The 24,334-nt window shown below is 60.5% G+C and carries 26 protein-coding genes and 1 pseudogene; 1 reads left to right on the top strand and 26 read right to left on the bottom strand.

The genetic code is table 11. The features are described from left to right. Nucleotides 1–205: 205 nt before the first annotated feature. Nucleotides 206–568 (top strand): annotated as a pseudogene (locus tag AC3WRD_RS09535) (DUF6124 family protein); the annotation flags it as partial. A 113-nt stretch (nucleotides 569–681) separates the two neighbouring features. Here AC3WRD_RS09535 and flhB read toward each other — a convergent pair. The 26 genes from flhB to AC3WRD_RS09405 all read right to left on the bottom strand — a co-directional run bounded on the left by flhB (nucleotide 682) and on the right by AC3WRD_RS09405 (nucleotide 24,125). Beyond that, entirely contained in the window at nucleotides 682–1,821 is a 1,140-nt protein-coding gene (gene flhB, locus AC3WRD_RS09530; RefSeq protein WP_096822168.1) for a flagellar biosynthesis protein FlhB, read from the bottom strand. 3 nt (nucleotides 1,822–1,824) lie between these two features. Beyond that, entirely contained in the window at nucleotides 1,825–2,610 is a 786-nt protein-coding gene (fliR, locus tag AC3WRD_RS09525; protein WP_096822169.1) for a flagellar biosynthetic protein FliR, read from the bottom strand. A 3-nt stretch (nucleotides 2,611–2,613) separates the two neighbouring features. Further along, nucleotides 2,614–2,883 carry a flagellar biosynthesis protein FliQ gene (gene fliQ / locus AC3WRD_RS09520; RefSeq protein WP_096822170.1) on the bottom strand — a complete coding sequence of 90 codons (270 nt, stop codon included), beginning with the start codon at nucleotides 2,881–2,883 and terminating at the stop codon, nucleotides 2,614–2,616. Next, complete coding sequence (gene fliP / locus AC3WRD_RS09515) at nucleotides 2,880–3,638, bottom strand: flagellar type III secretion system pore protein FliP (RefSeq protein ID WP_096822171.1); 759 nt, start codon at nucleotides 3,636–3,638, stop codon at nucleotides 2,880–2,882. Before fliP ends, fliQ begins: the two co-directional genes overlap by 4 nt. Then, nucleotides 3,638–4,096 carry a flagellar biosynthetic protein FliO gene (gene fliO / locus AC3WRD_RS09510; RefSeq protein WP_173861342.1) on the bottom strand — a complete coding sequence of 153 codons (459 nt, stop codon included), beginning with the start codon at nucleotides 4,094–4,096 and terminating at the stop codon, nucleotides 3,638–3,640. The genes fliP and fliO overlap by 1 nt, the downstream gene beginning before the upstream one ends. Continuing rightward, a complete protein-coding gene (gene fliN / locus AC3WRD_RS09505; RefSeq protein ID WP_096822173.1) occupies nucleotides 4,097–4,555 on the bottom strand; it encodes a flagellar motor switch protein FliN in 459 nt (152 codons plus the stop codon). A 56-nt stretch (nucleotides 4,556–4,611) separates the two neighbouring features. After that, nucleotides 4,612–5,580, bottom strand: a complete 969-nt coding sequence (gene fliM, locus AC3WRD_RS09500) for a flagellar motor switch protein FliM (protein ID WP_003222890.1) — start codon at nucleotides 5,578–5,580, stop codon at nucleotides 4,612–4,614. A 9-nt stretch (nucleotides 5,581–5,589) separates the two neighbouring features. After that, nucleotides 5,590–6,093 (bottom strand): flagellar basal body-associated protein FliL, encoded by a 504-nt coding sequence (gene fliL, locus AC3WRD_RS09495; RefSeq protein ID WP_102620342.1) that lies wholly within the window; start codon nucleotides 6,091–6,093, stop codon nucleotides 5,590–5,592. A 145-nt stretch (nucleotides 6,094–6,238) separates the two neighbouring features. Further along, the gene (locus AC3WRD_RS09490; protein WP_102620341.1) at nucleotides 6,239–7,612 is read right to left on the bottom strand and encodes a flagellar hook-length control protein FliK; all 1,374 of its coding nucleotides are present in this window, start codon (nucleotides 7,610–7,612) and stop codon (nucleotides 6,239–6,241) included. A 105-nt stretch (nucleotides 7,613–7,717) separates the two neighbouring features. Further along, a complete protein-coding gene (locus tag AC3WRD_RS09485; RefSeq protein WP_096822176.1) occupies nucleotides 7,718–8,065 on the bottom strand; it encodes an Hpt domain-containing protein in 348 nt (115 codons plus the stop codon). Between the two features lie 30 nt (nucleotides 8,066–8,095). Beyond that, a complete protein-coding gene (locus tag AC3WRD_RS09480) occupies nucleotides 8,096–9,799 on the bottom strand; it encodes an ATP-binding SpoIIE family protein phosphatase (RefSeq protein ID WP_096822177.1) in 1,704 nt (567 codons plus the stop codon). 5 nt (nucleotides 9,800–9,804) lie between these two features. Further along, a complete protein-coding gene (locus tag AC3WRD_RS09475) occupies nucleotides 9,805–10,110 on the bottom strand; it encodes an STAS domain-containing protein (RefSeq protein ID WP_096822178.1) in 306 nt (101 codons plus the stop codon). Between the two features lie 101 nt (nucleotides 10,111–10,211). After that, entirely contained in the window at nucleotides 10,212–10,661 is a 450-nt protein-coding gene (fliJ, locus tag AC3WRD_RS09470; RefSeq protein ID WP_085733745.1) for a flagellar export protein FliJ, read from the bottom strand. 6 nt (nucleotides 10,662–10,667) lie between these two features. Next, a complete protein-coding gene (gene fliI / locus AC3WRD_RS09465; RefSeq protein WP_096822179.1) occupies nucleotides 10,668–12,026 on the bottom strand; it encodes a flagellar protein export ATPase FliI in 1,359 nt (452 codons plus the stop codon). Further along, nucleotides 12,016–12,822 carry a flagellar assembly protein FliH gene (gene fliH, locus AC3WRD_RS09460; RefSeq protein WP_102620340.1) on the bottom strand — a complete coding sequence of 269 codons (807 nt, stop codon included), beginning with the start codon at nucleotides 12,820–12,822 and terminating at the stop codon, nucleotides 12,016–12,018. Before fliH ends, fliI begins: the two co-directional genes overlap by 11 nt. A gap of 4 nt (nucleotides 12,823–12,826) precedes the next feature. Beyond that, on the bottom strand, nucleotides 12,827–13,846 hold the full coding sequence (fliG, locus tag AC3WRD_RS09455) for a flagellar motor switch protein FliG (protein ID WP_007958288.1): 1,020 nt from the start codon (nucleotides 13,844–13,846) through the stop codon (nucleotides 12,827–12,829). Then, entirely contained in the window at nucleotides 13,839–15,626 is a 1,788-nt protein-coding gene (gene fliF / locus AC3WRD_RS09450; protein ID WP_102620339.1) for a flagellar basal-body MS-ring/collar protein FliF, read from the bottom strand. The genes fliG and fliF overlap by 8 nt, the downstream gene beginning before the upstream one ends. Nucleotides 15,627–15,641: 15 nt before the next feature. Further along, nucleotides 15,642–15,971, bottom strand: a complete 330-nt coding sequence (gene fliE / locus AC3WRD_RS09445; protein ID WP_096822182.1) for a flagellar hook-basal body complex protein FliE — start codon at nucleotides 15,969–15,971, stop codon at nucleotides 15,642–15,644. A gap of 128 nt (nucleotides 15,972–16,099) precedes the next feature. Then, nucleotides 16,100–17,491: a sigma-54-dependent transcriptional regulator gene (locus tag AC3WRD_RS09440; protein WP_102620338.1), complete on the bottom strand. Its 1,392-nt coding sequence runs from the start codon at nucleotides 17,489–17,491 to the stop codon at nucleotides 16,100–16,102. A gap of 5 nt (nucleotides 17,492–17,496) precedes the next feature. Then, complete coding sequence (locus AC3WRD_RS09435; protein WP_102620337.1) at nucleotides 17,497–18,708, bottom strand: sensor histidine kinase; 1,212 nt, start codon at nucleotides 18,706–18,708, stop codon at nucleotides 17,497–17,499. A 110-nt stretch (nucleotides 18,709–18,818) separates the two neighbouring features. Next, nucleotides 18,819–20,294, bottom strand: coding sequence for a sigma-54 dependent transcriptional regulator (locus AC3WRD_RS09430; protein WP_003222863.1), 1,476 nt, complete (start codon nucleotides 20,292–20,294; stop codon nucleotides 18,819–18,821). Nucleotides 20,295–20,466: 172 nt separating this feature from the next. Continuing rightward, nucleotides 20,467–20,763: a flagellar protein FliT gene (fliT, locus tag AC3WRD_RS09425; protein ID WP_096822185.1), complete on the bottom strand. Its 297-nt coding sequence runs from the start codon at nucleotides 20,761–20,763 to the stop codon at nucleotides 20,467–20,469. Nucleotides 20,764–20,773: 10 nt separating this feature from the next. Further along, on the bottom strand, nucleotides 20,774–21,172 hold the full coding sequence (gene fliS, locus AC3WRD_RS09420) for a flagellar export chaperone FliS (protein WP_102620336.1): 399 nt from the start codon (nucleotides 21,170–21,172) through the stop codon (nucleotides 20,774–20,776). A gap of 129 nt (nucleotides 21,173–21,301) precedes the next feature. Next, nucleotides 21,302–22,762: a flagellar filament capping protein FliD gene (gene fliD / locus AC3WRD_RS09415; protein ID WP_102620335.1), complete on the bottom strand. Its 1,461-nt coding sequence runs from the start codon at nucleotides 22,760–22,762 to the stop codon at nucleotides 21,302–21,304. Nucleotides 22,763–22,843: 81 nt separating this feature from the next. Further along, nucleotides 22,844–23,200: a flagellar protein FlaG gene (locus AC3WRD_RS09410; RefSeq protein ID WP_096822188.1), complete on the bottom strand. Its 357-nt coding sequence runs from the start codon at nucleotides 23,198–23,200 to the stop codon at nucleotides 22,844–22,846. A 73-nt stretch (nucleotides 23,201–23,273) separates the two neighbouring features. Continuing rightward, nucleotides 23,274–24,125, bottom strand: a complete 852-nt coding sequence (locus AC3WRD_RS09405; RefSeq protein ID WP_064594348.1) for a flagellin domain-containing protein — start codon at nucleotides 24,123–24,125, stop codon at nucleotides 23,274–23,276. Nucleotides 24,126–24,334: the final 209 nt, after the last annotated feature.

Raw genomic sequence — 24,334 nt, 5'->3', positions numbered from 1 at the left:
AGCGACTCGGTTCAAGTTAAAGGCGCATCAGCGTTCCAGGCTCGGTTGCGGATCTGTATGTCTGCAATTTCGTTATGGTGGCTGTATGCGGGAGACCCATGCGGTCTGCCGGGTGCCTTTGACCGGTTCGCTAACCTGCGTACAGCCGCCACCTTCCTGTTTAGCGACTGGGTCTGGCGGCTCCACCCCAAAGGAGCTTCACCATACACCCAATCCACCCGAAACCGACCCTGCCTCGCCCTACGAATCCCTCGATTCCAGAAAGCTTCACGAAGCCGCCGACCGCGCCCTCGACCACTATCTCTGCCCGCCCGGATCCACGCCACCACCGCGCAAAACCCGCAGAATGTATGCCGTCACCGCAGACTTCAAAAACGAAGAGCTGCTGGTCGAGCTCTGCGAAACCCTCGCCTCCGCCAGAACCATCGCCAATGACTTCGCCCACCTCATGCCCGCCTCGCAGCGCAGGACATTGATGGGCATCGGGCAACTGATCATGCTCGGGGAGCTGGCAGCGAATCGGGTGCTGAATAATCTGGAACTACCGCCGTCGCAGAGCTCCGTGTAAAGGCTTGAGAAATGCGTCGTGGCGGCTGACACCTTCGCGATCAACACAGGTCATCGGGCATAAAAAAACCGCCACCGGGTTCAACAGGGGGCGGTTTTTTTGCTTCATCACTATCAGGAATCGCGCCGCAGATCCGGCGGGATCGGCAGATCGTCCTTGAGCGGTTCCGGGAACTTGCCCTTGCCCGCACGGTGCTGGCGGATCTGGTAGACGTAGGCCAGCACCTGAGCGACCGCCAGGTACAGACCGCCGGGAATTTCTTCTTCCAGCTCGGTGGAGTAGTAGATCGAACGCGCCAGGGCCGGCGATTCGAGCAGCATGACGTTGTTGGCCACGGCGATTTCGCGGATCTTCAGCGCCAGGAAGTCGCTGCCCTTGGCCAGCAGCATCGGCGCCCCGCCCTTCTCCGAGTCGTATTTGAGCGCCACGGCGTAGTGCGTCGGGTTGGTGATGACCACGTCGGCATCCGGGATCGCCGCCATCATCCGGCGCTGCGACATCTCGCGCTGGACCTGACGAATCCGCTGTTTGACCTCCGGCCGACCTTCCTGGTCCTTGTGCTCGTCGCGCACTTCCTGCTTGGTCATTTTGAGCTTTTTAATGCTCTCCCAGAGCTGCACCGGGACGTCGACGGCAGCGATGATGATCAAACCGCACGCCATCCACAAAGTGCTCCAGCCCACCAGTTGCAGACTGTGAATGATCGCCCGGTCCAGCGGTTCATGGGCAATGCGCAACAGATCGTCGACATCCCCGGACAACACCACCAGCGCCACCGCCAGAATGATCAGGAACTTGGCCAGCGCCTTGAGCAGTTCGATCACCGACTTCATGGAAAACATGCGCTTGAGACCCGCGCCTGGGTTCATCCGACTGAACTTGGGTGCCAGGGAACCCGCCGCAAACAGCCAGCCGCCGAGCGCGATCGGCCCGAGAAACGCCGCCAGCAGCAAGGTGATCATGATCGGCTGGATCGCTACCAATGCGATCACCCCGGAATTCATCAAGAACTTGCCCATGGAGCTCTGATCCATGATCACTTCGCGCGACAGCGTGAAGTTCAGGCGCATCAGCTCCATCAAGTCCTGCGCCAACATCCCGCCGAACACCAGCAGCGCACCGGAACCAGCGAGCATGATCGCCAGCGTGTTGAGCTCCTTGGAACGCGCAATCTCGCCTTTTTCCCGGGAGTCCTTCTTGCGCTTCTCCGTGGGGTCTTCTGTTTTATCCTGACCGCTCTCGCTCTCTGCCATGACTCAGCGCGCCTGTGCCAGTTCGCGTAGCAACTGCAAGGCCTCGACGGCCAGCGGCTGATACTGATTGAGAATGTCCGCCAGCCCGACCCAGACAATGAACAGGCCGAGCACGAGGGTCAGCGGGAAGCCGATCGAGAAAATGTTCAGCTGTGGCGCCGCCCGGGTCATCACACCGAATGCAATGTTGACCACCAGCAGCGCAGTGACGGCCGGCAGCACCAGCATCAATGCCGCGCCAAGCACCCAGCCGAGCTTGCCGGCCAGCTCCCAGTAATGCGCGGTCATCAGGCCTGCGCCGACCGGCAGCGTGGTGAAGCTTTCAGTCAGCACCTCAAAGACTACAAGGTGACCGTTCATGCCGAGGAACAGCAACGTCACCAGCATGGTGAAGAACTGCCCGATCACCGCCACCGACACGCCGTTGGTAGGGTCGATCATCGAGGCGAAGCCCATGCCCATCTGGATCGCAACGATCTGCCCCGCGACCACGAAGGCCTGGAAAAACAGTTGCAAGGAAAAGCCCAACACGGCGCCGACCAGGATTTGCTCGGCAATCAACAGCAAGCCACTGAGATCGAGCGGACTGACGGCCGGCATCGGCGGCAGGCTTGGCGCGATCACCACGGTGATCGCGAGGGCGAGGTAGAGACGGACGCGTTTGGGAACCAGCGTGGTGCCGAACACCGGCATCACCATCAGCATCGAGCCGATGCGAAACAGCGGCAGCATGAACGTCGCCACCCAGGTGCTGATCTGCGTGTCGGTCAACTGAAGCAGCGACTGCATGACTCAGCCGATGACCAGCGGAATGTTTTTGTACAGCTGGATGATGTATTCCATGAAGGTCTGGATGATCCACGGACCGCCGACAATCAGGGTCACCAGCATCACCAGCAGACGCGGCAGAAAGCTCAGGGTCTGTTCGTTGATCTGCGTGGCGGCCTGGAACATCGACACCAGCAGGCCCACCAGCAGACTCGGGATCACCAGAATCGCGACCATCATCGTGGTCAGCCACAAGGCTTCGCGAAAAATGTCGACCGCTACTTCTGGCGTCATGGCGATACACCTCCGAAACTGCTGGCCAGGGTGCCGATGATCAGCGCCCACCCATCCACCAGCACGAACAGCATGATCTTGAACGGCAGGGAAATGATCAGCGGCGAGAGCATCATCATACCCATCGCCATCAGCACACTCGCCACGACCAGGTCGATGATGAGGAACGGAATGAAGATCATGAAGCCGATCTGGAACGCGGTTTTCAGTTCAGACGTGACGAAGGCCGGCACCAGAATGGTCAGCGGCGCCTGATCCGGCGTCGCGATATCGGTGCGCTTGGACAGGCGCATGAACAGCTCGAGATCGCTGGAACGCGTCTGCGCGAGCATGAAGTCCTTGATCGGCACCTGCGCTTTTTCCACCGCTTGCTGGGCGGTGAGTTTCTCCGCCAGATACGGTTGCAGGGCATCGTTGTTCACCCGGTCAAACACCGGCGCCATGATGAACATGGTCAGGAACAGCGCCATGCCGGTGAGGATCTGGTTCGACGGCGTCTGTTGCAGACCGAGGGCCTGACGCAGGATCGAGAAGACGATGATGATCCGGGTGAAGCTGGTCATCAGGATGACGGCGGCCGGAATGAAGCTCAGCGCCGTCATGATCAGCAGGATCTGCAGGCTGACCGAATATTCCTGGGCACCGTTGGCGTTGGTGCCCAAGGTGATCGCCGGGATCGACAACGGATCGGCGGCGAACGCCAGTGGCGCGGCCAACATCAAGGCCAGGGTCAAGACGATGCGCAACGCACCCATTACTTCGTATCCTTTTGATCCTTGCCGAGGATCTTCAACAGATGCTGGGCAAATTCCGGAGTCGCTTTTTCGGAGGTCGCCGGGACGTCCACCGGTTCCTTGAGTACGTGCAGCGCGGTGATCGTGCCGGGGCTGAGACCCAGCAGGATCTGCTCCTTGCCGACCTGCACCAGCATCAGACGATCACGCGGACCGAGCGCCCGGGAACCGATCAGCTCGATCACCTGGCCCTTGCCCGCCGGGCCTGCCTGCTGCACCCGGCGCAACAGCCAGGCGAGGAAGAAGATCAACCCCAGCACCAGCAGCAGACCGAACACCAGCTGCGTCAATTGCCCGGCGACACCGCTGTTGACCGCAGGCGTCACCGCCGCAGCGGTGGCAGCCGCCGGCTCGGCGGCCATCACGATCGATGGCAGCGCCAGCGCCGAGGCCAGCAAAGAACCCAGAACCTTTTTCACTCAGCGCAGCTTCTTGATGCGTTCGCTTGGGCTGATCACGTCGGTCAGGCGGATGCCGAACTTTTCGTTGACCACAACCACTTCGCCGTGAGCGATGAGGGTGCCGTTGACCAGCACGTCCAGCGGCTCGCCGGCCAGACGATCGAGCTCGATCACCGAACCCTGGTTGAGTTGCAGCAGGTTGCGGATGTTGATGTCGGTGCTGCCCACTTCCATCGAGATCGACACCGGAATGTCGAGAATCACGTCCAGGTTCGGACCGTCAAGGGTCACCGGATCGTTGTTCTTCGGCACGCTGCCGAACTCTTCCATCGGCAGACGGTTGGAGCTGGAAACACCAGCGTCGGCGGCCAGCAGCGCGTCGATGTCGGCCTGCCCGGCTTCACCGGTTTCTTCCAGGGCGGCAGCCCACTCGTCGGCCAGTGCCTGATCGTCCTGGGCGTTCATATCGTCGTTCATCATTTGTCCTCGGCGGGCAACAATTCAGTTAAATGCGAAAGGGGTGTTGCGCCGCTTCAGCGGCGCTCGATCGGCTCGATCACCTGCAACGCGAGGTTGCCTTTGTGCGAGCCCATCTTGACCTTGAAGGCCGGCACGCCGTTGGCGCGCATGATCATGTCTTCCGGCATCTCGACCGGGATCACGTCACCCGGCTGCATGTGCAGGATGTCGCGCAGTTTCAACTGGCGGCGAGCCACGGTGGCACCGATCGGCACGTCGACATCGAGGACGTCCTGACGCAGGGCGTTGACCCAGCGCTCGTCCTGGTCGTCGAGGTCCGACTGGAAACCGGCGTCGAGCATTTCGCGCACCGGCTCGATCATCGAGTACGGCATGGTCACGTGCAGGTCGCCGCCACCGCCGTCGAGTTCGATGTGGAACGTGGAAACCACGATCGCTTCGCTCGGGCCGACGATGTTGGCCATGGCCGGGTTCACTTCCGAGTTGATGTACTCGAAGTTGACTTCCATGATCGCCTGCCAGGCTTCTTTCAGGTCGACGAACGCCTGTTCCAGCACCATGCGCACCACGCGCAGTTCGGTCGGGGTGAATTCACGCCCTTCGATCTTGGCGTGACGGCCGTCGCCGCCGAAGAAGTTGTCCACCAGCTTGAACACCAGTTTGGCGTCGAGGATGAACAGCGCGGTGCCGCGCAGGGGTTTGATCTTGACCAGGTTCAGACTGGTCGGCACGTACAGCGAGTGCACGTATTCGCCGAACTTCATCACCTGTACGCCACCGACGGCAACGTCCGCCGAGCGGCGCAGCATGTTGAACATGCTGATGCGGGTGTAACGGGCAAAACGCTCGTTGATCATCTCAAGAGTCGGCATGCGTCCGCGGACGATGCGATCCTGGCTGGTCAGGTCGTAGCTTTTGACACTGCCGGGTTCGGCAGCGTTATCGGTCTGTACCAGACCATCGTCGACGCCATGCAACAGCGCGTCGATTTCATCCTGGGACAGCAGATCCTGCACGGCCATGTCGTGTTCCTACTGCAGTACGAAATTAGTGAAAAGCAACTGTTCGATCACCACTTTGCCCAGCTCTTTCTGCGCCACTTCCTGGACGCTGGCCGTGGCCTTCTGGCGCAACATCTCTTGACCGACCGGCGTCGCCAAAGTGGCGAAATCCTGACCGGAGAAGAGCATCACCAGGTTGTTGCGGATCACCGGCATGTGCACTTTGAGCGCTTCAAGATCGGCCTGATTGCGCGCCAGCATGGTGATGCTCACCTGCATGTAGCGCTGACGGCCGTTCTGGTTGTAGTTGGCCACGAAGGCCGGCGCCATCGGCTCGAAAATCGCCGCTTGCTTGCCGACCGGAGCAGTTTCCGCGGCAGCCGCAGGTTTGCTCTGGGCGCTGTGCATGAAGAACCACGTCGCCCCCACAGACGCGCCGATGGCCAGCAGCAACCCGAGCACGATCACAATGATCATCTTGAGTTTGCCTTTGGTTGCGGGGTCTTTTACTGCTGCTGCTTCGCTCTTCGCCATGCCAATAATCCGTCACTAATCGGGTTTTCACAGTCGCACGGCAAGGCAAGAGCAAGTGTTATGCCAGAAGTGTCGGAGGGGAATGGAGAGCGGTGGCAAAACAGACGAGGGAGCGGACAGGGCCGCTCCCTCGGGGGAGGATGAATCAGGCGTAGTAGTCGACGGCGCTGCTGCCGATCACGCTGGTGGTTTGAGCAGCTGCTTCGGCCACGGCCGCAGGCGTCAACTCTTCTTCCGAGGAGTCCAGGCGACCGCCGGCGGCGCTGGTGCGACCACCCTGCTGCCCCTGTTGCGCCTGCTCCTGGCCTTGCCCCTGCCAGCCACGGTTCTGGTCGGCAACGTTGACATCGACCTGCCCCATGCCTTGCTGGGTGAACATGTCACGCAGACGATGCATCTGGCCGTCGAGCGCTTCGCGAACACTCGGGTGTGCGCTCATGAAGGTCACCTGGGTCTGCTGGTCCGGCACCATGTTCACCCGAATGTCCAGACGACCCAGTTCAGCCGGCTGCAACTGGATATCGGCGGCCTTCAGGTTGTTGCTCGACAGGTACATGACGCGGTTGACCACTTCCTCGGTCCAGCCACTCTGATGCATGGCGATCGGCTGGTTCACCGGCACCGCGTTGGCGGTTTTCGGTGTGGCGGCCTGAGTCAGCGCCGCCAGACGGTTGGCGAAATCATCCACGCGGGTATCGCTGGTGGCGGATTTCAGGTCTTTCAAACCATCGTCGATCAGACCACTGAAAGCCTTTTCACCGCCCTGGCTGGTGCTGTCCTTGTCAGCCTGCACATCCAGCATGCTGGCCATGCCGGCGGCGAAGGTCTGAGCCGAGGTCAGCTCTCCATCAGCCTGGGCCTGGGCCGGCGTCGCCTTGGGCTGCGACTGGCTGGACGCGGAAATGTGACCACTCTGCTCCATCGCCATACGCACGGCCGGCATCGAGTCGAGCGGATCGGCCTCGGGATCGAAATCACTGTCGACGGCAGGCGCCGCCGTGGCGGCCGCCGGCAATGCAGCCACCGCTGGCGCCTGGGTTTCAGGCTTCACTGGTGTTTCGACGACGGGCGCCGCCACGACCGGCGGCGTGACGACCGGCTGCGCGACTTGCATCAGCGCCGGATCCAGCGCCGGATCTACGACAGGCGTGGTGTCGGCGACCGGCGTGGTCGGTGTATCGGACGTATCGTCGCTGGCCACCGCGTCATCCGTTGCGGTTGACGAGGTTTTGTCGGCGGGCAAGGCATTGCCGCTATCGGCAACGGCCGGCTCGGGGGCGGCAGACTGATCCTTGCCGCTGTCCTTCTTGCTGACGCTGCCAGTGTCCTTGTCGCGTGCAGGTTTCACCGAGTTATCGGTCGCAACGGAAGGCTTGTTCTGTCCCTGATCGGCAAACACCTGAGCGAAGCTTGAAGCCTTGTCCCCGGGGCCTGCGGCCACCACTGACGGTTTGGCAGAGGCGGCTTGCGCCTTGGCCTGGGCGGCAGTCTGAATAAGAATGTTAGGGGTTGCAGGCATGGCACGGTCTCCGCTGCACTGGGATCGTAGGTACAGTTGAACGAGATGACTGCAAGTGCCGGGCCAGTTTCGTCCGGCGCCGAATAAAAACGCCGGACGGCTGGCTCAATGGGCGGGAGAGCGCTGTCGCTCGGCTTCATAGACGGGGCGCACATCCGCAAACTCGTTATGGATGTCGGCCACCAGCTTGATGATTTCGGACGGGCTCTTGTCCCTGGCGTGCAGCTCCAGCTCCTGGCAAAGCTCAGCCAGACGGGTCGCCCCCATGTTGCTGCTGCTGCCTTTGAAGCTATGAGCCACCGACGACAAGGCGTCGGCATCCGCGGTCTTTTGCAATTCACGCAGGCGCGCTTCGGAATCTGCCAGGAACGTATCCAGCAACTCCGGATAGCCATCCTCCATGACTTCTTGCAACGCACTCAGTACGTCGCGATCTACACAGGCATCAGTCACTTGTTCACTCCTTGATCAAGAATGCGCGGATTATGCCAGAGCCTCCCAGAAAAACTCCACGCGAGCACTGCGACCATCGTCTGACCAGCTCGGATTCCTGCTCAGTTGCCGGATCAGGCTGACGCCACGCCCCGACAAACGGACACCGTCGAGTGGCCGCTCCATCACCCGGGCCACGTCAAAGCCTTTGCCACTGTCTTCCACCCGCACGATCAGACAACCACCCTCGCCTTCCGGACGGACCTGCAAGTGCACGCGCACATAGCCATCCTGCAAGGCATCCAGTCGAGCATTACGCTGCTCATAATAGCGGGCAAAGCCTGAAGCATCGCGTTTGAGACTGGAGTCCAGCCCCAACACCCCGTGCTCCAGCGCATTGGAGTAAAGCTCGGCGAGCACGCTGTACAACGCCCCGCTCTGCGTGCGCAAGCCATGCACTTCGAGCAGCAATTGCAGCAGGTAGGGTAACGGATTGAAGCGTTTCAGGGTGGAACCGCGAAATTCGAAGCTCACCGACCAATCCAGCGGGCACGACTGACCGCTGTCGGAATACACCGGCGCCGACGGATTGACCTGCGCCATTTCCAGCAGGCTGACCTCGACCATGCTCACATCGTCCCGGGCTTCGCCGCGAAAATCCTGCAACGCCTGCTCGATCTCGGCAAACAGCCGATCCGGCTGGCGATTGTCGGCAAACACCCGCTGCAAGCGCTCGACGCCGAACAACTGATCATTGGCATCGCAGGTGTCGATCACGCCGTCGGACAACAGGAACACACGGTCACCCACCGCCATCGACAGCACTTCGGTTTGATCGTCGAAGGCCTGCGGACTGAGCACACCCAGCGGCAGATGCCGCGCCGCAAGCGGCACCCGCTCGCCCGTGGCGATGCGATGCAGATAACCGTCGGGCATGCCGCCATTCCAGATTTCCACGCTGCGGCGCTGAAAACTCAGGCAGAGCAGCGTCGCGCAGCAGAACATGTCCACCGGCAGGATGCGCTTGAGCTTGGCGTTCATCTCCCGCAGGGTTTCGGCCAGGCCATAGCCCTTGGCCGTCATGCCGTAGAACACTTCCGCCAGGGGCATCGCACCGACCGCCGCCGGCAGACCATGCCCGGTGAAATCACCGAGCAACACATGCATGTCACCGGCCGGCGTGTAGGCCGCCAGCAGCAGATCGCCGTTGAACAGTGCGTAGGGTGATTGCAGATAGCGGATGTTCGGCGCACTCAGGCAACCGGAATGCGCGACCTTGTCGAATACGGCCTTGGCGACCCGCTGCTCGTTGAGCAGGTAGTCGTGGTGCCGGGCAATCAGGTCGCGCTGCTCAAGCACCGTGGCTTGCAGGCGGCGCAAGCGATCCATCGCCTTGATTTTGGCGGACAGGATCACCTGGTTGTAAGGCTTCGCCAGAAAATCGTCACCGCCAGCCTCCAGGCATCGCACCAGGGCTTCGCTCTCGGTCAGCGACGTGAGGAAAATGATCGGCACCAGGTTTTCACCTGCCAGCACCTTGATCTGCCGCGCAGCTTCGAAGCCATCCATCACCGGCATCATGGCATCCATCAGCACCAGATGCGGCTGCTGAGCAGAAAACACCGCGACCGCTTCAGCCCCATTGGTAGCCGTCAGCACGACATGCCCCTGACGACGCACGATCGTCGACAACAGCAGCCGGTCGGCGGCGCTGTCTTCGGCGATCAGGATCGTCAGCGGTTCTTGCGGCTGCATGGCCGTCAACTGATGTCGAACAGTTTGTCGAAGTTGGAAATGGCGAGGATCTTGCGCACATCCGAATTGCTGTTGATCACTCGTACGTCCGAGTCGTCGCCACCCGCGTGATCGCGCAGCAGAAGCAGCATTCCCAGAGCCGAACTGTCGAGATAGGTGGCATCCTTGAGATCCACCACGATGGCGTCGGGCTTTTTATTGAGTCGCTCGTAGGACTCGCGAAACTCCTGATGGCGTCCGAAATCGAACCGGCCCTTGATCGAAATCGTCAGCTTTTGCCCATCCGGAGAGACTTCTGTAACGACTGACATGTACTGGCTTCCTTGTCATTGACGAACCTGTACAAGGTTTAGCACTTGCAAGGGTAAGGGGCAAGGCAGGAAGTCGCCGGAAACTGTCAGAGATCAACCCGTCAGTAGGCATCACGGCGCGGCAGGCGTTGGGACAACTCGTCCAGCAGCTTCTGCTCGCGCTTGTCTTCGGCGCGCTGGGCTTCGTCGCGGTAGCGTTGTACAAGTTTTCGCAGCCCCTCGACCCGGGCAAACGCCTGCTGCCAGGCGTCACGCGCCTTGTCCAGATTGTTCTGGTGCCATTGCAGGCTTTGCCGCTGTTGATCGACCGCGGTGTCGAGTTGCGCCAGAAAGCCCTGAAAACCCAGCAGCCATTGCCCGGACACGCCCGTGCTGCCGCGCACGATCCATTGTTCGGAGTAATCCAGACGAAAGGCATGCAGGTCGGCGAGCTTGCTTTCGGCCACCTTCACCTGCCCCTGGAAATAACCCAGGCGTTGCACGGCGGTTTTCTCGGCTTTTTCGGCCATTTCCACCACCGGCGCCAGACGCGCGGCTCGGCTCAGGGCCATGGCCGGTTACCCGCCGGCCGCAGGGGCGAAAATCGTTTCGAGGTACGCCTCGCTTTCACCCAGGCTGATGCTGTCGTTCAGGCCCTGACGCAAGTATCTGACCAGTTGCGGCTGCAGATTGATGGCAAGGTCCGTTTCACGATCACCGCCGGCAACATAGGCACCGACACTGATCAGATCGCGACTCTGCTGATAGCGCGACCACAACTGCTTGAAGTACTGCGCACGGGTCATGTGCTCCGGCGAGACCACCGCCGGCATCACCCGGCTGATCGAAGCTTCGATATCGATGGCCGGGTAATGACCTTCCTCGGCCAGACGCCGGGACAACACGATGTGCCCGTCGAGCACGCCTCGCGCCGAGTCGGCAATCGGGTCCTGCTGATCATCGCCCTCGGACAATACGGTGTAGAAGGCCGTGATCGAACCCCCGCCCTTCTCCGCGTTACCGGCGCGCTCCACCAGTTTCGGCAGTTTGGCGAACACTGAAGGCGGGTAACCCTTGGTCGCCGGCGGCTCGCCGATGGCCAGGGCGATTTCCCGCTGGGCCTGGGCGAAACGGGTCAGGGAATCCATCAGCAACAGGACGTTCTTGCCCTTGTCGCGGAAATACTCGGCGATCCGCGTGCAGTACATCGCCGCGCGCAGACGCATCAGTGGCGCGTCGTCCGCTGGGGATGCAACCACCACCGAACGCTTGAGGCCTTCTTCACCGAGGATGTGCTCGATGAATTCTTTAACTTCTCGACCCCGCTCACCGATCAGGCCGACGACGATGATGTCGGCCTCGGTGAAGCGGGTCATCATGCCGAGCAATACCGATTTACCGACACCGGTACCGGCGAACAGGCCCAGACGCTGACCGCGACCGACCGTCAACAAACCGTTGATGCAACGGATGCCGACGTCCAGCGGTTCGCTGATCGGGTCACGGTTGAGCGGGTTGATGGTCGGGCCGTCCATCGGCACCCAGTCTTCGGCCTTCATGCCGCCCTTGCCGTCCAGCGCACGTCCGGCGCCGTCCAGCACGCGACCGAGCATGCTCATACCCATCGGCAAGCGACCGGTATCGGCCAGCGGCACCACACGGGCGCCCGGCGCAATACCGGCAACACTGCCAACAGGCATCAGGAAAACTTTGCTGCCAGAGAAACCCATGACTTCGGCTTCAACCTGCGACGGGTGATAGCTGTCGTCGTTGATCACCATGCAGCGGGTGCCCATGGCAGCGCGCAAACCTTCGGCCTCGAGCGTCAGGCCGACCATGCGCAGCAGGCGCCCTTCGAGAATCGGCGCACCGGGAATTTCGGCGGCTTCAGCGTAGGTGCTCAGGCGCTTGGCGAAACTGGTGCGTTCAAGGCGCATCGGGGGCGTCCGCGAGCGGCTCGTCGGTGACAGGTGCCGGCTTCGGCGCTTCCGGCAGATCCAGGCTCATGTCCGGCGCGGCCGGGTGCAGGGCTTGTTCGTGCAATTGATCGAACAGCTTGGCCATGATCTGGCTGACGCGGGTTTCGATGCTCGCATCGATCCGGCTGTGTTCGGTTTCGACCCGGCAACCGCCCGGCAGCAGCGATTCGTCCTCGACGATACGCCAGGTTTCCTCATGACGTTCGCGCAGGGCTTTGACCTGTTCGAAGTCCTGCGGATTGACGTACAGCCGCACATTGCCCACGCCCAGCGGCAACAGCTTGAGGGCGTCGCGCATGACATGTTCGATCTGCGTCGAGTCGATGGCCAGTTCGCGCTGAATCACCTGTCTGGCGATGTGCTGCACGAGGTCGACCAGGGATTTTTCGATCTGGGTGTCTTGTTCGGCGATGGGTTCGAACAGGTTCGCCATCAACTGCTCAAGGCCGTTGACCTTGGCCGTCAGGACCACCTCGGCTTCCTGGCGCACCTTGAGGGTGGCGCTGTGGAAACCTTCTTTTTCGCCGATGGCGAAGCCCTCGTTGTAAGCCTCCTGACGGATGCTTTCGAGTTCTTCCAGGGTCAGTGGCTGGACTTCCTCCAGCGGCACTTCTTCCATTTCCGGCGGTTCGGGCTCCGGTTCCGGCTCGGGTTCCGGTGCCGGCGGATCGAAACTCGGGATCGCCCAGGTTTCGAAACCGCGGACGTCCCGGGCACGGATCAGGTCCGTTACATCGTCGTCGTTCTTGCCCATGGTGTTAGATCATTTCCTCGCCGCCCTTGCCACCGAGCACGATTTCTCCGGCTTCGGCCATACGGCGGGCGATGGTGAGGATTTCCTTCTGCGCGGTTTCCACGTCGCTGACGCGCACCGGGCCTTTGGCCTCGAGGTCGTCGCGCAGCAGTTCGGCAGCACGTTTGGACATGTTCTTGAAGATCTTTTCCTTGACGCCTTCGTCCGAACCCTTGAGGGCCAGCACCAGCACATCGGAGGACACTTCGCGCAACAGCGCCTGGATACCGCGGTCGTCGACATCGGCCAGGTTGTTGAACACGAACATGAGGTCTTCGATCTGACCGGACAGGTCTTCGTCGACTTCGCGGATCGAGTCCATGAGCTGGCCTTCGATCGAGCTGTCGAGGAAGTTCATGATGTCCGCCGCCCGCTTGATGCCACCCAGGGTGGTGCGCGAGGCATTCGAGTTGCCGGAGAACTGCTTCTCGAGGATCTGGTTCAATTCTTTCAGTGCCGCCGGCTGCACGGTGTTCAACGACGAGACGCGCAGGATGATGTCCAGACGCACCTTGTGGTCGAAGTTACCCAGCACTTCACCGGCCTGATCCGGATCGAGGTACGCGACCACGATCGCCTGGATCTGCGGGTGCTCGTAACGGATCACGTCGGCAACGGCGCGCGGTTCCATCCATTTCAGGCTGTCGAGGCCACTGGTGTTGCCGCCCAGCAGAATGCGGTCGATCAGGCCGTTGGCCTTGTCTTCACCCAGGGCCTGGGTGAGCATTTTGCGCACGTAGTCGTCGGAGCCGACGCCCAGGCTGGTCTGGTCGCCGACGATGTCGACGAACTCGCTCATGACCTGCTCGACCTGCTCACGGTGGACGTTGCCCATCTGGGCCATGGCCACGCCGACCCGCTGAACTTCTTTGGGGCCCATGTGGCGCAGCACTTGTGCAGCATCGGTCGAACCCAGGGACAGCAGCAGAATCGCGGCTTTATCGACCCGGGACAGTTTGGCGACGGCGGCTCGGTTATCACTCATCTGCGTTAATCCACTCTTTCACGACCTGGGCCACACGACCCGGGTCTTCTGCCACCAGACTCTTGATTGCGTTCAACTGAGCGTCATAGCCTTCGCTCGGGCTCGGCAGCAGGATGCTGGTCGGGCCGCCGAGGCTGACACGATCGTTGGACAATTCACCGTCCAGACCGCCCATGCCACCCAGTTCCACGTCACCGCCCAGACCGGCCAGTTCCTTGCCTTTGCCGCCACCGGTGATGTTGTTGAGCACCGGACGCAGCACGCCGAACACCAGCACCAGGATGAACAACACACCCAGCACTTGTTTGACGATGTCCCAGAACCATGGCTGGGAGTAGAACGGAATGTCGGCAATCACTTCGCCGCGCTCGGCGGAGAACGGCATGTTGATCACGCTGACGCTATCGCCACGGCTGGCGTCGAAGCCGACCGCGTCCTGCACCAGGCGAGTGAAGCGCGCCAATTCGTCGGCGCTCCACGGCGCACGGGTGGTTTCGCCGTTGGCCGGGTTGATCTTGACCTGATCGTCCACCACCACCGACACCGACAGGCGATTCAGGCGACCCTGCTGCTGTTTGGTGTGGCTGATGGAACGGTCGAGTTCGAAGTTCTTGGTGGATTGTTGACGCTTGTCTGCCGGGTACGGCGCGAGCATCGGCTGGCCGGTGGCCGGGTCCATGATCTGCTGACCGTTGGCATCAACCAGTGGCTGGCCCGGTTGCACCATGCTCGTCGAGGTTGCTGCACCACCGGTGGTTTGTGGCGCCGAGGCTGGCGACGGCGGCTGGTTGCTCAGGGCACCCGGAACGCCTTGCGGGCCATTGCTGGCAGTACGCTGTTCGTTGACCGACTGTTCGCTGCGCAGCGCCGGCTGGTCAGGGTTGAACTGCTCGGCGGTCGATTCGACGGCACTGAAGTCGACGTCGGCCGACACTTCAGCCTTGTAACGATCGTTGCCCAGTACCGGTTGCAGAATATTGTGTACACGCTGGGTGAGCATGCTTTCCATGCGGCGGCTGTAATCGAACTGCTTGCCGGCCATGGTCATTTCAGAGTTTTCCGCCTGATCCGACAGCAGGTTGCCCTTCTGGTCGACGACGGTGATCTGCGACTTGCTCAGCTCAGGGACGGAAGTGGCCACCAGATTGATGATGGCGACGACCTGACCCGGCTCCAGCGAACGACCGGAGTACAACTCGACCAGTACCGAAGCGCTTGGCTTGCGCTCGTCACGTACGAACACCGAGCTTTTCGGGATCGCCAGGTGAACGCGCGCGCCCTTGACGTTGTTCAGGCTGGAAATGGTGCGAGCCAGTTCGCCTTCAAGGCCGCGACGATAACGAGTCGCTTCCATGAACTGGCTGGTACCCAGACCCTGTTCCTTGTCGAGAATCTCGAAACCGATATTGCCGTCGCTGGGAGTGACACCAGCGGCCGCGAGTTTCAGTCGCGCACGGGACAGGTCATCGGCCTTGACCAGCAAGGCGCCGGAATTCGGTTCAACGGTGTACGGAATATCGGCGGAGGCCAGAGTGTCCATGACCTGCTTGGCGTCCATACCGGCAAGGCTGCCGTACAGAGGCCGGTAGTCCGGTTGCTGCGACCACAGCACCACGGCAAAGCCAATCGCCACGCTCGCAGCCAGGCCGACCAACAGGCCCACCTGACGCAGCATGGTCATCTCGGAGAGGTTTTCCAGGAAGGACAGGCCGAACAGCGGCGGTTTGCCGTCTATCGGGGTGGCCTTGGCCGGAACGTTATCGGCGACTGCTTCTGCCATGACTCAATCTCGTCCTTAAACCGGCATCTGCATGATGTCTTGATAAGCCTGAACCAGTTTGTTGCGCACCTGGGTCAGAGCCTGGAACGACACGCTGGCCTTCTGCGAGGAAATCATCACGTCCGTCAAATCGACGCCGCTCTTGCCGATTTCGAACGCGTTGGCCAATTGGCTCGAAGCCTGTTGGGTATCGTTCACTTTGTTGATGGCCTGACCGAGCATGTCGGAAAAGCTGCTGCCCGCCACTTCTGGGACGGCGGCAGTCGATTTCGGCTTCGACATGGCGTCCATTTGCATGGCCTTCATGTCCGTCATCAACCGATTAATTTCAATACCTTGGCTCATGGTCTACTCTCTTGGGCGGCCCGCAATTTTTTGACACTCACTCGGCGGGTACTCAGGTGTTAGCAACAACGGTGCCAGCTCACGGGCACCGCTTCGAGAAATGCGTTTTCAAACGTTTGCGCCACCCGTCAGGTGGCGAACAGATACCCTTCGACGTCCATCCCGGCATCGCGCATTTGCGCCAGTTTGTAGCGCAACGTACGCGGGCTGATACCGAGTTTTTCGGCGGCCTCCTTGCGTCGTCCGCGCTCGGTGCGCAAGGTGTCGATGATCATCTGGAACTCACGACGACGCAGGTCATCGCCCAGCGCGCCGGCCGAATCCGCCTCGATGTCGACTTCACGAATGACTGGCGCAGTCGGTACCGCCACCGGCAACGGGGCGAACAGCGCAGGGCCCGAGAGGCAGAAATCCTGCGGCTGGATCAGGCCGCCCTGCTGCAGAATCAACGCCCGCTGGACCGCGTTGTCCAGCTCGCGCACGTTGCCCGGCCATGGATAACCGATCAGGCACGCCTGCGCCTCGGGCGAGAACTTCGCCATTGCATGCTTCATTTTATTGACGTGTTTGGCCAAAAGACGCTCGGCCAGCGGCAGGATATCGGCGGTCCGCTCACGCAGCGGACGCCAGGCCAACGGAAAAACCGACAGACGATAGTAGAGGTCTTCACGGAACCGCCCCGCCGCCACTTCGCCGGCCAGATCACGGTTGGTGGTCGCGACCACCCGGATATCGAGGGTGATTGGCTTGCGCGCACCGACCCGCTCCACCTCGCGCTCCTGCAGCACCCGCAGCAGCTTGGCCTGCAAGCCCAGAGGCATTTCGGAAATTTCATCGAGCAGAATGGTGCCGCCATCGGCCTGCTCGAACTTGCCGGCCTGCGCCGCGATGGCGCCGGTGAACGAACCTTTCTCGTGACCGAACAATGTCGCTTCGAGCATGTTGTCCGGGATCGCCGCGCAGTTGATCGCAATGAATGGCTGACGGGCGCGGTGGGACTGCTGGTGAATGTAGCGCGCCAGCACTTCCTTGCCGGTGCCGGACTCGCCGGAAATCAACACGGTGGAATCACTGCGCGCCACCCGCGCTGCCAGATCCAGCAACTGCGCACTGGCCGGCTCGACCGCGATCGGCCCTTCCGCGTCGGCTGTACCGAGATTGCCCAAGGCATGGCGCGCGACCAGGTCCAGCAACGCCTTGGGCTCGAATGGCTTGACCAGATAATCCGCCGCGCCCTGACGCATGGCATCGACCGCGCGCTCGACGGCGCCATGAGCCGTCATCAGCAGCACCGGCAATTGCGGCTGGCGGGCGCGCAGCAGACCGAGCAACTGATGACCGTCCATGCCCGGCATATTGACGTCGCTGACCACCAGACTGAACGCCTCGCACTCCACTGCCTTCAGCGCCTCCTCGGCCGAACCCACTGCGTGATAATCGTGGCCGGCCAGCAACAACGTATCGGCCAGCGCCTCGCGCAATGAACGGTCATCCTCGACCAGCAGAACCTTGATGCCCATGACCTTCACTCAGCTCCCTGTACAGCGGAAAACATCGGCAGGATCACCTGCGCGCACGTGCCGCGCCCGACCCGCGAGCGCAGCTGCAATTGTCCCTGATGAGCACGGGCCACGGCCTTGACCACGGTCAGGCCCAGGCCGGTGCCGGTGACCTTGGTGGTAAAAAACGGCTCGCCCAGCCGCGCCAGCACCGCCGGTTCAATACCGCCACCGTTGTCACTGACGCACAGGCGCAGGGTGTTGTCGCGGGTGTAGCAATGCACTTTCAGGCGCACGTCACCGCCACTGGCCTGAATCGCGTTTTCAATCAGATTGAGGATGGCTCCGACCAGCGTGTCGCGATTGCACAGCAACTCACCGGCATGGCTGTCGCACTGCCAGCGAATTGGCAGATCCTGCACATGGGTCAGCGCCGCGGCCTGCAACGACTGCATCAGGGCATTGGGCGTGATGCGGTCGGTCAGCGGCAATTCACCGCGAGCGAACACCAGCATGTCGCGCACCTGGTGCTCCAGCTCATGCAGACGCTCTTTGAGACGCCCGGCAAAACGTTGTTGAGTGGCAACCGGCAGCGCCTGCTCAGTCAAATGACTGGCATACAGCAGCGCGGCGGAAAGCGGCGTGCGAATCTGATGAGCCAGCGAGGCGACCATCCGCCCCAACGACGACAGCCGCTCGTGGCGTGCGAGCTGATCCTGCAAGTGACGGGTTTCAGTCAGGTCGTTGAGCAGCACCAATTGCCCGGGCTCCGCATCCAGCGAGCGGGTGGCAATCGACAGGCGCCGACCGTTTCTCAGGGAGATTTCATGACCATCGTCTTCACGGGGCGCGAAGCAGCGTGCGATGACATGGCGCCACAGCTCGCCCTGGAGCGGTAAACCGAGCAGATCGATGGCAGCCGGATTGGCCTCGCACACGATGCCGTGACCGTCGATGACGATGACGCCACCGGGCAACAGATCGAGGAGATTTTGCAGACGGTTGGCCAGACGTTCTTTTTCCGCCAGCTCCTGCATGCGCTGGGCGCTGACCACGGCCAACTCGCCCTTGAGCTCGGTGACCCGCGCTTCAAGCATGCTGTAGGAATCGGTCAGTTGACTCGACATCTGGTTGAACAGCGCGAACGCCTGCTCAAGACCCTGCCGACTGGCCTGCTCTACGGACGGCAGTTGCCCCGAGGACTCGGGAACAGAAGACATCTGGGAGGCTTGGGGCATTGTGCTCTCTCGCTTGGCTGACCGTCAGTTAAACGGAACGTTGCGAGGGACGTAGCAATACCCGTGCCTAAAAAAAACTGCTTATAAATGAAGCAGTTGAAAAACAGGCGTCAATCATCCGCCTGTTCATCACCTTCACGTCGGCTCATGCCGTACTTGCGCATCTTCTCCACCAGCGTGGTGCGGCGAATACGCAGGCGTTCGGCCGCGCGCGCCACAATGCCGTTGGCATCGTCCAGCGCCTGCTGGATCAAGCCCTGCTCCAGACCACCGAGGTAGTCCTTCAGATCAAGACCTTCCGGCGGTAGCATGGCGTTGGCGGTGAAGTCCGGCGTGTGGCCGTTGATTGCCACGCGCTCTTCCAGATCGCTGCGCAGGCTGTCGACCATTTGCTCGTCTTCGTCGTCGACGTAGCGGAATTTCTTCGGCAGTTCGACCACACCGATCACCCCGTACGGATGCATGATCGCCATGCGCTCCACCAGGTTGGCCAGCTCGCGAACGTTGCCCGGCCAGCCATGACGGCACAGGGACATGATGGCGGCGGAGTTGAAACGGATCGAACCACGCTTCTCGTGCTCCATCCGCGAAATCAGTTCGTTCATCAACAGCGGAATGTCTTCGACGCGCTCACGCAGCGGCGCCATCTCGATCGGGAACACGTTCAGGCGATAGTAGAGGTCTTCGCGGAAGGTGCCGATCTCGATCATGCTTTCGAGATTCTTGTGGGTCGCGGCGATGATGCGTACGTCGACGCTCTGGGTCTTGTTGCTGCCCACGCGCTCGAAGGTGCGTTCCTGCAGCACGCGCAGCAGCTTGACCTGCATCGGCAGCGGCATGTCGCCGATTTCATCGAGGAACAGCGTACCGCCATTGGCCAGTTCGAAGCGGCCGGCGCGACTGGTGATTGCGCCGGTGAAGGCGCCCTTCTCGTGGCCGAACAGCTCGCTTTCCAGCAGCTCTGCCGGGATCGCCCCGCAGTTGACGGGCACGAACGGCGCGTCACGACGCTTGGAATGGTAATGCAGGTTGCGCGCAACCACTTCCTTGCCGGTGCCGGACTCACCAAGGATCAGCACGCTGGCGTCGGTGTCGGCCACCTGCTGCATCATCTGGCGCACATGCTGGATCGCCCGGCTGGTGCCGACGAGACTGCGGAACAGGTTGGGTTCGCGATGACGGCCGCGCTCACGGGCCTGATCGTACATTTCGCGATAGACCTGGGCACGGTGCAGGGAGTCCAGCAGTTTGCTGTAGCTCGGCGGCATTTCGAGGGTCGAAAGCACCCGGCGGCGTTGGTCTTCGGGCAAGTCCACCGAAGAATTATCGCCCATCAGCAAAACCGGAAGGAACTCATCCCAGGTTGAGAGTGTCTTTAACAGGCCCAAGAGCGCACCAGGAGCATTGACCGTCCCGATCAGTACGCAAATGACCTCACGACTAGACGACAAAGAGCCGACTGCCTGCTGCCAGTCATGGCTTCCGCAGGGTAAATTTTCTTCGCCAAGAAAATTTAAAATCACCGCCAGGTCGCGGCGGCGGACGCTATCGTCATCGATCAGCAGAATTTTGGTTTCACGCCACATGCAATAGCAACTTCCCTAGTCAACTCAATGCCCGAAACGAGGGGCAAGCGAGACGCTTGCAGGACACCTTGTGCCTGTAGACGCCTGAAATCTGAAAACAGCCACTAGTTAAGTCAAAAAACCGTGCACAGTCAAATTTATGGCGCACATGTCTGGATTAACTGAGGGTTAATTAACCAAACAGATGGTAAACCTTTGCCGCGCTCTGCGCTTGGGTGATCTGCGACATCTCGTCGACTATCGCCTGACGCTCACCCATGGCGACCTCAAGAAGCTGCTTGTAGACATGCAGCAACTCCTCAAGATTGTCACGCAGTGCCACTTCATCCAGCGAAGCTTCACTCAAGACATCTTCCATGCAGGAACGGCAATCGAGATCCAATTGACCGATGGCCTCCCAGTTGCGCTCGGCCAGGGCACCGACCAACGCCTCTCGGGTTTCTTCGATTCGCTGCAATACAAGACTCATGGTGATCTCCTTAGAACTGAGGAGCGGGCGCAGGAGCGATCGCGTCCCAGCCTTCTTTTACCGTGCTCAGCAAGCCGGCGACCTCGTCCAGAATACGCGGGTCGCTGCTGATGTTCGCCTCGGCAAGACGCTTCATCATGTAGATATAAAGGCCGTCCAGATCAGCCAGCGTGTCCGCGGACTTTTCCAGGTCCAGACCCTCACGCAGACCACTGACGATCCCGATCGCCTTGCTGATCGACGTGCACTTGGCTGGAATATCCTTGCGCTCGATCGCACCCTTGGCCTGAGCGATGCGGTCCAGGCCGCCTTCCATCAGCATTTGCACCAGTCGGTGAGGGCTCGCTTCGGACGTCTGAGCGTGGGCGCCAACTTTCTGGTATTGCCGAAGGGCTAACATCGGATTCATGTTCTACCTCATTTGCCACAATGACTCGTATGAACAGTGTATCGCCTGCGAGTCGAAAAACTTTAGACCATAAGACAAAAACCCGGCACACGCTCGAAAGCGTAGCCGGGTTTTTGTCGCGCTTGCATGTTACTTCGCAGATTGCTGAGCGTTCAGCGAGCTGAAGAACGAAGTAATGTTGCTCGCCGTGGCCTTCATCTGCCCTACCAGCAAGTCCATGGCGTTGTACTTGGCAGTCAACGTCTTGGTCAGGTTGGCGACCCGCAGGTCCAGCGCCAGTTGCTGGTTGGTAAGGTTCCTGGTGTTGTTGTTCAGGATCGTCATGCGCTGATCAAGCAGACCCGTAGTGGTCTTGCCATCAGCCGATGGCTTGAGATACGGATCCACCGCCTTGCTCATGCGCGTCAACAGACCATTGGTGTCGTTGGTGCCGGTGAACATGTCCTGGACCTTGCCGGTCATGCCTGGCGTGGACATGACCTTGTTGAACGCAACGGTATCGAACGTCAGGTTACCGGTGAGCTTGTCGGTCATGACTCCCATCTGCGACAGATAGGCCATCGAGGTACCGGCCGTGGCGCTCGGAGCGGTCAACTGCGCACGAATGTCGGCAATCAGCGAACGCGGCAGGGAATCACCGGTGAACGCCGCCTGAACGGTCAGCTTGCCATTTTCGTCCGGCGTTGCCTTGGACAGCGTATCGATGGTGCTCTTCAGGGTGTTGTAGGCATCGACGAAAGCCTGAACGGACGTCTGCAAACCCTTGGTGTTGGCATCAACGGTCACCGTAACCGGTGTTCCGGGCGTAGCAGGAACAGTCAGCAGGTTCATCGTCAAACCGCTGATGGCGCCAGTGACCGTGTTGCTCTTGCTGCTTACCTGAAGACCGTCGATGGTCAGCTGCGCATCCTGTGCCAGGCCATTGACCGAACCAGAGGCACCTGGTGCCGGGGTCGCCCCCATCGGCTGGGTACCATCGATCTCAAGACCGGCAATACCGCTGACTGTCAGATCAGAACCCGCACCCGTCTTGCTCGAACTGATCACCAGACGCGAAGATCCGGAGCTGTCGGTCACGATGTTCGCGGAAATACCATTGACAGCCTGAGCCGAGTTGATTGCATCGCGAGTGCTCTGCAAAGTCGCGTTCGCCGGGATCGCGACATTGTAATCAGTGCCATTCTGACTGATTTTCAGGGTACCACTCGGAATGGCACTGGCAGCACCACCGGCAAAGGATGCACTGGCTACTTTCGAGCCTGTGGCCAGTTTCTGCACAACTACGCTGTATGTACCCGATACTGCGGTGTTATCCGAAGTCACGCCCAGAACAGTCGGAGTTGCCGACGTGGCGGTGTAACCGGAAAACGCAGGGTTGGTCTTGCTGCCCAGGTTGGCCATCGCCGTCTGGAATGTCGTCAGCGCACTCTTCAGCGTACCGATACCGGAGATCTTCAGCGTGTTGGTTTTGGTCGTGGCATCGATCTGCGTCTGCTTCGGCGACTTGTCGGCATTGACCAGCGCAGTAACGATCGCACCAATGTCCAGGCCGGAGCCCAGGCCCGTACCCGGTAAAATTGGACTTGCCATGTGCATCTCCCTTGGGGTTGTTGCCAGTCTTTTGACCCTTGTCGGCGCCTAAAGAACTTCAAACACTATTCATGCCAGCTATCAGACTTTGGCGTCGAACAACACGTGACTCGCGTTGGCGAGGCTGTCTGCCAGCTTCAGCGCTTCTGCGGAGGGGATCTGTCGTACGACCTCGCCCGTCTCGCTTGCAATCACCTTGACGATGACTTTCCCGGAATGCTCGTCAATCGAGAATTCCAGATTGCGCTTGATCGACTGTACGAACTTTTCGATCTCCTGCACCGCCAGCTTCAATTTGCTTTCATCCGTTTCCTGACTGTCTTTCACGGCAGTAACGGCGTCAGCAGCCTGCGGCTTCGCTTCCGAGGGCTTGTCAGTGACAGTATTGGCTGGCTTGGGAGCCGGATAAGTCACGTTAAGCTTTACGCTCATGTCCATGCTCATCACCTCCTAACGTGAAAAAGCGAGAGAGCACGACAAGCGCACTCCCCCGCCAAAACTCATTCCGAAATTACTGAAGCAGCTTCAGTACAGCGGAAGGCAGTTGGTTGGCTTGAGCCAGAACAGAGGTCGAAGCCTGTTGCAGGGTTTGCTGCTTGGTCAGGTTAGCAGTCTCTGCGGCGAAGTCGGTATCTTGTACGCGACCTTGTGCAGCAGTGGTGTTCTCGGTGATGTTCTGCAAGTTCTGGATGGTGCTGGTCAGACGGTTTTGCGAAGCACCCAGAGCGGCGCGAGTGGCGTTGATGTTCGCAATTGCAGCGTCGATCGCGGTGATCGCGTTGTCGATGTTCGAAGCGGCGGCAGCCGAAGTAGCACCGGTCAGAACAACAGTACCGCTACCTACCGACAGGCTGACGGCGTCGAACTTGCCGCTCAGTACCAGGTCGATGTGGTTGGCGGAGCCAGTGTTGGCGCCAACTTGCAGGGTCACAGTACCAGCCGAACCGTCCAGCAGGTTTTTGCCGTTCAGGTTGGTAGCAGCCGAGATACGGGTGATTTCGTCAGACATCTGAGCGAATTCAGCGTTGGTTGCGGTCTGGTCAGCAGTGCCGTTGGTACCGTTACGAGCTTTAACAGCCAGTTCACGCATACGCTGCAGGATGTCGGTCGAAGCTTGCAGAGCGCCTTCAGCGGTCTGAGCAACGGAGATACCGTCGTTGGCGTTCTGGATCGCCTGAGTGTTACCACGGATCTGCGAGGACATACGGGTAGCGATTTGCAGGCCAGCAGCGTCGTCTTTAGCGCTGTTGATTTTCAGGCCGGAAGACAGGCGCTGCATCGAAGTCGACAGAGCGTCGGAGGCGCGGTTCAGGTTCTTCTGAACGTTCAACGACGTGGTGTTAGTGTTTACTGTTAAAGCCATGACGAATTCCTCGTTGGTTGGGTACTGCGGCTTCCGGCCCTGGCAACCGCCGGGTATGGCCTAGAGAACCTTCGTAATAGTTATCGTCGGGTTTGCAGGTTGCTTGAGGGCTTTTTTGAAAATTTTTGCCATCACCCTGCCACCCCCCTGAAAACAAAGACTTAGCAGCACTTTACCTGCGAAAAAATGACGCCATAAAACCGTCCGCC

It is taken from the genome of Pseudomonas sp. FW215-R2 (assembly GCF_058789255.1).
The sequence above is the reverse complement of the archived record's forward strand: the minus strand, read 5'-3'. Positions and strand labels throughout refer to the sequence as shown.

Coding starts and splice junctions, on each gene's coding strand:
- fliG (WP_007958288.1), bottom strand. CDS start 13,846: ATGAGTGATAACCGAGCCGCCGTCGCCAAACTGTCCCGGGTCGATAAA.
- AC3WRD_RS09410 (WP_096822188.1), bottom strand. CDS start 23,200: ATGGACATGAGCGTAAAGCTTAACGTGACTTATCCGGCTCCCAAGCCA.
- fliI (WP_096822179.1), bottom strand. CDS start 12,026: ATGCGCCTTGAACGCACCAGTTTCGCCAAGCGCCTGAGCACCTACGCT.
- fliL (WP_102620342.1), bottom strand. CDS start 6,093: ATGGCGAAGAGCGAAGCAGCAGCAGTAAAAGACCCCGCAACCAAAGGC.
- fliP (WP_096822171.1), bottom strand. CDS start 3,638: ATGGGTGCGTTGCGCATCGTCTTGACCCTGGCCTTGATGTTGGCCGCG.
- AC3WRD_RS09405 (WP_064594348.1), bottom strand. CDS start 24,125: ATGGCTTTAACAGTAAACACTAACACCACGTCGTTGAACGTTCAGAAG.
- AC3WRD_RS09490 (WP_102620341.1), bottom strand. CDS start 7,612: ATGCCTGCAACCCCTAACATTCTTATTCAGACTGCCGCCCAGGCCAAG.
- flhB (WP_096822168.1), bottom strand. CDS start 1,821: ATGGCAGAGAGCGAGAGCGGTCAGGATAAAACAGAAGACCCCACGGAG.
- fliD (WP_102620335.1), bottom strand. CDS start 22,762: ATGGCAAGTCCAATTTTACCGGGTACGGGCCTGGGCTCCGGCCTGGAC.
- AC3WRD_RS09435 (WP_102620337.1), bottom strand. CDS start 18,708: ATGCCCCAAGCCTCCCAGATGTCTTCTGTTCCCGAGTCCTCGGGGCAA.
- fliQ (WP_096822170.1), bottom strand. CDS start 2,883: ATGACGCCAGAAGTAGCGGTCGACATTTTTCGCGAAGCCTTGTGGCTG.
- fliN (WP_096822173.1), bottom strand. CDS start 4,555: ATGAACGACGATATGAACGCCCAGGACGATCAGGCACTGGCCGACGAG.
- fliS (WP_102620336.1), bottom strand. CDS start 21,172: ATGAATCCGATGTTAGCCCTTCGGCAATACCAGAAAGTTGGCGCCCAC.
- fliE (WP_096822182.1), bottom strand. CDS start 15,971: ATGAGCCAAGGTATTGAAATTAATCGGTTGATGACGGACATGAAGGCC.
- fliJ (WP_085733745.1), bottom strand. CDS start 10,661: ATGGCCCTGAGCCGAGCCGCGCGTCTGGCGCCGGTGGTGGAAATGGCC.
- AC3WRD_RS09475 (WP_096822178.1), bottom strand. CDS start 10,110: ATGTCAGTCGTTACAGAAGTCTCTCCGGATGGGCAAAAGCTGACGATT.
- fliT (WP_096822185.1), bottom strand. CDS start 20,763: ATGAGTCTTGTATTGCAGCGAATCGAAGAAACCCGAGAGGCGTTGGTC.
- fliR (WP_096822169.1), bottom strand. CDS start 2,610: ATGCAGTCGCTGCTTCAGTTGACCGACACGCAGATCAGCACCTGGGTG.
- fliF (WP_102620339.1), bottom strand. CDS start 15,626: ATGGCAGAAGCAGTCGCCGATAACGTTCCGGCCAAGGCCACCCCGATA.
- AC3WRD_RS09480 (WP_096822177.1), bottom strand. CDS start 9,799: ATGCAGCCGCAAGAACCGCTGACGATCCTGATCGCCGAAGACAGCGCC.
- fliM (WP_003222890.1), bottom strand. CDS start 5,580: ATGGCCGTGCAGGATCTGCTGTCCCAGGATGAAATCGACGCGCTGTTG.
- AC3WRD_RS09440 (WP_102620338.1), bottom strand. CDS start 17,491: ATGGGCATCAAGGTTCTGCTGGTCGAGGATGACCGTTCATTGCGCGAG.
- fliH (WP_102620340.1), bottom strand. CDS start 12,822: ATGGGCAAGAACGACGACGATGTAACGGACCTGATCCGTGCCCGGGAC.
- AC3WRD_RS09430 (WP_003222863.1), bottom strand. CDS start 20,294: ATGTGGCGTGAAACCAAAATTCTGCTGATCGATGACGATAGCGTCCGC.